Source organism: Ornatilinea apprima, from assembly GCF_001306115.1.
GTDB classification, from domain to species: domain Bacteria; phylum Chloroflexota; class Anaerolineae; order Anaerolineales; family Anaerolineaceae; genus Ornatilinea; species Ornatilinea apprima.
On record NZ_LGCL01000009.1, the window covers coordinates 21,059 to 28,415 of the forward strand.

General features: G+C 51.2%; 7 protein-coding genes and 1 tRNA gene. All 8 read left to right on the forward strand.

The genetic code is table 11. The features are described from left to right. The first annotated feature begins 4 nt into the window (after nucleotides 1-4). Nucleotides 5-505, forward strand: a complete 501-nt coding sequence (locus tag ADN00_RS02270; RefSeq protein ID WP_075061333.1) for a hypothetical protein — start codon at nucleotides 5-7, stop codon at nucleotides 503-505. After that, entirely contained in the window at nucleotides 502-2,574 is a 2,073-nt protein-coding gene (gene mrdA / locus ADN00_RS02275; protein WP_075061334.1) for a penicillin-binding protein 2, read from the forward strand. The genes ADN00_RS02270 and mrdA overlap by 4 nt, the downstream gene beginning before the upstream one ends. A 59-nt stretch (nucleotides 2,575-2,633) precedes the next feature. After that, nucleotides 2,634-3,329 carry a septum site-determining protein MinC gene (gene minC, locus ADN00_RS02280; protein WP_075061335.1) on the forward strand — a complete coding sequence of 232 codons (696 nt, stop codon included), beginning with the start codon at nucleotides 2,634-2,636 and terminating at the stop codon, nucleotides 3,327-3,329. Continuing rightward, nucleotides 3,326-4,129 (forward strand): septum site-determining protein MinD, encoded by an 804-nt coding sequence (minD, locus tag ADN00_RS02285; RefSeq protein WP_075061336.1) that lies wholly within the window; start codon nucleotides 3,326-3,328, stop codon nucleotides 4,127-4,129. Before minC ends, minD begins: the two co-directional genes overlap by 4 nt. A gap of 1 nt (nucleotide 4,130) precedes the next feature. After that, a complete protein-coding gene (gene minE, locus ADN00_RS02290) occupies nucleotides 4,131-4,394 on the forward strand; it encodes a cell division topological specificity factor MinE (RefSeq protein WP_075061337.1) in 264 nt (87 codons plus the stop codon). 33 nt (nucleotides 4,395-4,427) lie between these two features. Further along, nucleotides 4,428-5,531 carry an FtsW/RodA/SpoVE family cell cycle protein gene (locus tag ADN00_RS02295; RefSeq protein WP_075061338.1) on the forward strand — a complete coding sequence of 368 codons (1,104 nt, stop codon included), beginning with the start codon at nucleotides 4,428-4,430 and terminating at the stop codon, nucleotides 5,529-5,531. Nucleotides 5,532-5,545: 14 nt separating this feature from the next. Then, nucleotides 5,546-7,027: a glutamate--tRNA ligase gene (gltX, locus tag ADN00_RS02300; protein WP_075061339.1), complete on the forward strand. Its 1,482-nt coding sequence runs from the start codon at nucleotides 5,546-5,548 to the stop codon at nucleotides 7,025-7,027. A 60-nt stretch (nucleotides 7,028-7,087) separates the two neighbouring features. Next, nucleotides 7,088-7,161: transfer RNA gene (locus ADN00_RS02305), tRNA-Gln, on the forward strand. The last annotated feature ends 196 nt before the right edge of the window (nucleotides 7,162-7,357 follow it).

Below are 7,357 nucleotides of genomic sequence, written 5' to 3' on the forward strand. Positions count from 1 at the left end.
TACAGTGCGAAAACTGATTTCCATCCCGGTTCTTTTGGCAGCCCTGATGCTGCAAATGGTCGCAGTCAGCCGTCTGCGGCTTATTGGCGGTTCCGCGGACTTGGTGTTGATGGTTTTGATTGCATGGGGGATGCAGGAGCAAGTGAAAGACCTGTGGGTTTGGGTGGTGGTTGCCAGCTTGATGACCAGTTTTGTGAGCGCTTTGCCGGTCTTCGCTGTGGTGGCTGGATATCTCTTTGCGGCGTTTTTCATCTGGTTTTTGAAACAGCAAGTCTGGCAATCACCAATCCTGGCGATGTTTCTTGCCACAGCGGTCTCCACGCTGGTGCAAAATTTGGCCTCGATTTTTGCTTTGCAAATCTCTGGTTCGCCAATTTCTTTTTCCGAAGGGTTCAACCTGGTTACTGTCCCTAGTATGTTGCTGAACTTTTTATTGGTTTTACCGTTATATGCTCTGTTCACAGATCTGGCGGGTTTTGTTTACCCAGTGGAGGAAGTGGTATGAATAAACCCATTTTGCGTGGAAATATTGAGCGCTGGCGCATGAGCCTGTTTATTGGGATTGTGTGTGCGGCTTTTGGCTTTTTTGTGCTGCGCTTGTTTCAATTGCAGATTGTGCAAGGCGAAGATTTTTTAACCCGCGCAGAAGACAACCGGCGGGAAGAGATCAGCATTCAGACACAACGCGGCGTCATCTATGATCGCAATGATTTTGTGCTGGCGCGCAACCTGGCTGCTTACAATGTAACGATCACCCCGGCGCTGCTGCCGGATGATGAGGGTGCCACGCAGGAGATTTATCGTCAGTTGTCTCAGTTGGTAGAGGTGCCGGTCAATAACGGCGATATTGAAGACGAGGCAAAGGTAAAAGCATTTAAGCCATGCGCTACAGATTTTGGCATTACCCAGGTGGTTTACATCGCCTTTACGAACGCGCCCTACGATCCGGTGCGGATTAAATGCGATGTTGACCGCGAGACGGCCATGATCGTTCAGGAAAAAGCGAATGATTGGCCGGGGGTGGGAATTGAGATTGAGCCGGTGCGCGAATATCCGACGGGTGAAATTACAGCAGAAATTATCGGCTTCTTGGGGCCCATTCCTGAACGGGATGTTGAATTTTATGAGGATCAGGGTTTTGTGGCGGACCGGGATAAAGTGGGGTACTCGGGTGTGGAAGCGTCTCTGAATGATTTGCTGGCTGGGAAGAATGGCGAGCGGATCGTTGAAGTGGATGGCGCTGGCCAGATTATGCGCGACCTTGAACCACCACTAGACCCTGTGCCCGGATACAACATCCGCCTCACAATTGATACGCGCCTGCAGAATGCCGCGAAACAGGCACTTAAAGGCGAAATTCAGTTCTGGAATACCTATTTCAATGAAATTCGCTCTTCCAACGGCGTGGTAATCGCAATTAACCCTCAGACGGGTGAGATTTTGGCGCTGGTTTCTTACCCCAGTTTTGAGAATAACCGCATGGGGCGCTTTATCCCCGCGTATTACTACGAACAATTATCCAGAGACCAAAACCGGCCATTGTTCAATCATGCCATTTCAGCCGAGCACCCCCCCGGATCCGTGTATAAGATGGCTGCGGCGGTGGGCGCTTTGAACGAGGGAGTAGTTAGTGAGTCGCAGCAGTTGGAATGCCCGGACGCGGGGAAAATCACCATCACGCAGAAATATTCTGTCAATGAGACCGGCACAGATCGCGAGTATGTGTGCTGGCAAGAAACCGGGCACGGCATGGTCGATTTTCAGCATGGAATTGCTTATTCATGCGATGTTTATTTTTACAAAATCAGCGGTGGGTTTGGCGACGAAGTGAAAGAAGGCCTGGGTGTTTGGCGCATGAAAGAATACGCCGAGGCCTTGGGATACGGAGCGCCCACCGGGATTGAATTGCCAGGTGAAATGTCTGGTCTGGTGCCAGACCCCAATTGGAAGCGTGTGAATGTGGGTGAGAACTGGGCGACCGGCGACACGTATATCGCGTCGATGGGACAAGGATATGTGCTTTCCACGCCTCTGCAGGTTCTGGTTTCATTTGCCATTTTGGCGAATGACGGCAAGTATATGAAACCCACCCTGGTGCACGATGTGCTGGATGCTGAGGGAAATGTGGTACAGCCATTTGAACCGACTCTGCTATGGGATATTACCAAAGACCCGATGATTGAAATCTATGATGAGAACAACTTCCCCACCGGCGAGTTCAAAGTCGTTGATCCATCTGTTGTGCGGGCAGCGCAAGAAGGCATGCGCCTGGCAGTTACGGGCGGCACGGCTGAACGACCGTTTGAAGGATTTGAGATTCCGGCCGCGGGGAAGACGGGAACTGCTGAGTACTGCGATAATGTGGCCCAAGAAAAAGACCTCTGCAAACCGGGTAACTGGCCGACTCATTCGTGGTATGTGGGCTACGCGCCTTATGAAGACCCGGAAATCGCGGTAGTGGCGTTTGTCTACAATGGTGGTGAAGGCGCCAGCGTGGCGGCCCCAATTGTGCGCGCGGTGATGGAAGCGTATTTTGAACTGAAGGATATTGATAGCGGTCGTACAACAGAATAGCCGCGCTGTGGCCAACCTGATATAATAAATGATCACACCAATTGGAAAAGCCCATTGATATGACCGAAGAAAACCTTGTGAAAGTGCAAATTAAAGGCATCCGCGAAGGCCTGCACGTGAGTGTGGGGGACGGCCCATGGGAAAACGTGGAAGCTTCTTTGCTGAACCATATTCAGCAAAAGGAGAGTTTTTTCAAGGGGGCGCGGATCGCGCTGGAAGTGGGATCGCATATTTTGCACGCGGCCGAATTAGGGGCTTTGCGTGATAAATTATCAGATCACGGTGTGTCGCTGTGGGCAGTGATCAGCGATTCGCCCACAACAGAACGCTCGGCGCAAAACATGGGCCTGGCTACACGGTTGTCCAGTCCGAAGCCTGACCGTGTGGTAAAAGCTCTGGACACATCATTAGCGGGCGACAGCGCGGTAATGGTGAGACGCACGCTGAGGTCGGGTTTTCGGATTGAGACGGAAGGGCATGTGGTGGTGATTGGGGATGTTAACCCGGGGGCGCAAATAATCGCTGGTGGGAATATTGTTGTGTGGGGGCGGCTGCGCGGGATGGTTCACGCGGGATGTGCTGGAGATGCGCAGGCGATGATCTGCGCTCTGGAGATGAGCCCTACTCATCTGCGGATTGCGGATGTAATCGCGGCGAATGTGAAAAAGAAGAAGAACCCGCAACCGGAAGTGGCGTATATTTCGGATGGCCAGGTGGTTGCAGAAAACTGGAACGTAAAAGAGAGAGGAAAATGACAGCTACCGTAATTACAATCTCATCTGGTAAGGGCGGCGTAGGAAAAACAACCACTACCGCAAATCTGGCATTGGCGTTGGCCGCGAATGGGAAGAAAGTTGTCTGCATAGACGGCGACATTGGCTTGCGCAACCTGGACGTGGTGATGGGTTTGGAAAACCGGATTGTCTATGATCTGGTGGATGTTGTGGAAGGCCGCTGCCGGCTGCGGCAGGCGATGATTCGCGACAAGCATTACGAAGACTTATTCCTCATTCCTGCCGCGCAAACACGCGACAAGTCTTCAGTTTCGCCAAGCGATATGGTGAGGCTGTGCGATGAGCTGCGGGACGAAATGGACTTTATCCTTATTGATTCGCCCGCCGGAATTGAGCGCGGTTTCCGCAACGCAGTGGCTCCCGCCGATAAGGTGTTGGTGGTTACCAACCCCGAAGTCTCAGCCGTGCGAGATGCAGACCGCATTATCGGTCTGGTGGAAGCGGAAGAAAAAGGCCCGGCCAGGTTGATCATCAACCGTCTGAATCCCAATATGGTGAAGCGTGGCGACATGCTCAACGCGGAAGATATTGTGGAATTGCTGGCGATTGAGGTGATCGGTATTGTGCCTGAAGACGAAAACGTGATTGTGAGCACCAACCGCGGTCAGCCGATTGTGACCAATCCGAAGTCGAAAGCCGGGCAGGCTTTTCGCAATATTGCCTTACGCCTTTTAGGGCAGCAGGTGCCCTTTATGGATTTACAGGAGAAAGTGGATTTCATTCAGCGATTATCGATGATGCTGCGCCCTGGAGGGGAGTGATATGGCCAACTGGCTGGATAAGCTGCTGTCGGAAAAACCGAAGAGCGCTTCTCAAGCAAAAGAACGGTTGAAACTGGTGCTGATTCATGACCGCACCTCACTTTCACCGAAGGCGGTTGAAGCGCTGAAAAATGAATTGCTGGCCGTGATCAGTAGGTATGTTGATATTGATCCTTCGGCGGTCAATATCGCTGTTGCGCAAGATGGGCGTGAGGAGCGTCTGGTAGCGGACATCCCGCTCAATCCTTCTCCACGTCGCCGATAAGCGTGCCGTAACAGCGTTTAGGTTTTTTTACCCATGAATAGAGAGTATTGGCGAAATTTTGATTTCTGGCTGCTGGGGACCGTCGTTTTTCTGAGTATATTTGGGATCGTGATGATCCGCTCAGCGATCGCGGGCAACCAGGAATTAGCGGGGTATGACACCCGCCAGGCGACCTTTGTAGCGATTGGTTTCGTGATCATGATGGGAACCGCTTTAATGGATTACCATTACTGGCAATCGCTTACCCGCCTGATGTATATCTTTACTGTCTTCTTTTTGCTGCTGGTGTTTGTAATTGGCCTGGCTTCTTTCGGTGCGGCACGCTGGCTGGATACCGGTTTGGTTGTGGTGCAACCGGCCGAGCTGGCCAAGATCGTTATGATTCTGGTGCTGGCGAATTACTTTGACAAAACACAAAAGCAGCCGCACGATTTGCGCTGGATTGCTAACAGCTTTTTATTGACGGCTGGCGTGGTGGTTTGGATCTTCCTGCAGCCAAACCTGAGCACGTCGATTGTGTTGTTTGTGATTTGGTTTGCGTTGTTGTGGATGAGCGGTCTGCCGCCCAAATACCTGGTCTTGTTTGGAATATTGGGAGCAATTCTGCCGCTGGTCGCCTTCCCATTTTTGGAGGAATACCAGCAGATGCGCGTGCTCAACTTCCTGTTTCCGGACCCAAACGCGCGGCATGGAAATACCTTCAATGTGGATCAGGCGCTGATCACTATTGGCTCGGGTGGATTCTTTGGACAGGGCTACGGGCACAGCTCGCAGGTGCAGCTGCGCTTTTTGAAGGTGCGCCATACCGACTTCATTTTTTCCGCAATGGCGGCCGAATTTGGTTTTGTCGGTGTTCTGGTTATTTTGGCTTTGCTGATCTTTGTGATTATTCGCTGCCTTCGGGCGGCGCGTCTGGCCAATGATTTGTTTGGTGCGCTGATTGCCTATGGTTTCGCAACCTTGATTTTCTTTCAGGCGGCGGTGAATATCAGCGTAAATTTGAATATTATCCCGGTAACGGGGTTAACCTTGCCGTTTATCAGTTATGGGGGCAGTTCCTTGGTGTCGCTTGTTTTTGGCATTGGGCTGGTGGAGAGCGTTGTGGCAAGGCGAAAGAGTTTTGACCTGAAAACTTAACTTTGGGAGATGCAATGCAACCTGTTCGTGTACGATTTGCTCCTTCACCAACCGGCCGCGTCCATTTAGGCAGCGGGCGAACGGCTTTATATGATTATTTAATCGCCAAACAAACGGGCGGACAATTCATTTTGCGGATTGAAGACACCGACCAAAAACGCTATGTGCCGGGCGCGGAAGAAGAGTTGATCAACGGCTTGCGCTGGCTGGGCATTGATTGGGATGAGGGGCCGGATGTGGGAGGGCCCTATGGGCCTTACCGTCAGTCAGAGCGGAAAGAGATTTACCAGCGGTATGCTCGCGAGTTAATCGATAAGGGCTTTGCATATCCGTGTTTCTGTACTGCGGAGCGATTGCAGGCTGTGCGCGAGCAGCAATTACACAATAAAGAGATGCCGCATTATGACGGAACATGCCGCAATTTGCGCCCCGAGGAGGCCAGTGCGCGAATCGCGGCCGGTGAGCCGTATGTGGTGCGGTTTAAGACCCCGAAAGAGGGAACAACCACAGTCAAAGATCTGCTGCGGGGTGAGATTAACATTGAGAACCGGCAGTTGGATGATTACATCATCGTCAAATCGGATGGGCTGGCGCTATATCACCTGGCGGCAATGGTGGATGATCACCTGATGAAGATTACCCATGTGATTCGAGGGTCGGAATGGCTGCCCACCTTTCCGCTGCATCATCTGATTTATCAAGCCTTCGGCTGGGATATGCCCACCTTTATTCACCTTTCGGTGTTCCTCAAACCGAGCGGCAAAGGGAAAATGAGCAAGCGCGACGCGGTGGACCTGGATAAAGAAGGCTATTCCATTTTTCTGAATGATTTTAAGGATTTAGGTTACTTGCCAGAAGGCGTGGTGAATTGGATTGCTTTGATGGGTTGGAGCTACGACGACCATACCGAATTCTTTACGATGGATGACTTGATAGAAAAATTCAGTTTTGAAAAGTTAAATCCATCTCCGGCGGCGATTAATTTTGAAAAGCTGGATCATTTCAATGGGCTTCATATCCGCAGTCTTCCTGTGCCGGTGTTAGCCGAGCAGGTAAAGCCTTTCTTTGAAAAGGGTGGATACGCGCTGACCGATGATCAGTTGCTGCAAGTCGCGCCGATTATTCAGGAACGTCTGGTTACGCTGGACGATGCTGTGGAAGTGGCTGGTTTTCTCTTTGATGAGGATATTGAGTTGGTGCTGGAAGACCTGATTCCCAAGAAGACAACCCTGGAGGAGACCCTGGCTATTGCCAAAAATTGTTATGAAGTGCTGTCCGGCCTGCCGTCTCTTGCGCCGGCTGTAGCGGAACCTCCGATGCGCGAACTGGTGGAGAAGATGGGTTTGAAAGCAGGGCAGGTGTTTGGCTTTTTACGCCAGGCTGCCACCGGGCGCAAAGTAACCCCGCCGCTGTTTGAAAGCCTGGAAATCATTGGGAAAGAGAAGGTTTTAAGCCGTTTGAAACTAGCAATAACCTTGCTGGAGAGTCAACAATAACCTCTCGGAAAAACCTAGACAAGGCGATTCCTTCGTGGTAAACTATTTCCGTTGAAGCATTGGGGATTCGTCTAACGGTAGGACAGCGGACTCTGAATCCGTATGTGGGGGTTCGAATCCTCCATCCCCAGCCAAATTGATCCCGGGTTTATGCCCGGGATTTTTTTATCTACCGGTTTGCACCCTCGTGCAATAAAAAAAACGGGGCTGTCTCTAAAGAATTTGGAAACAGCCCCAAAAATTAGCTGCAAATCGAATAAAAACGAAAAAACAAAAAATTGGTAGCCTACCTGGCTGCCAATTTTCGCATATTATGGGCAATACTGATCA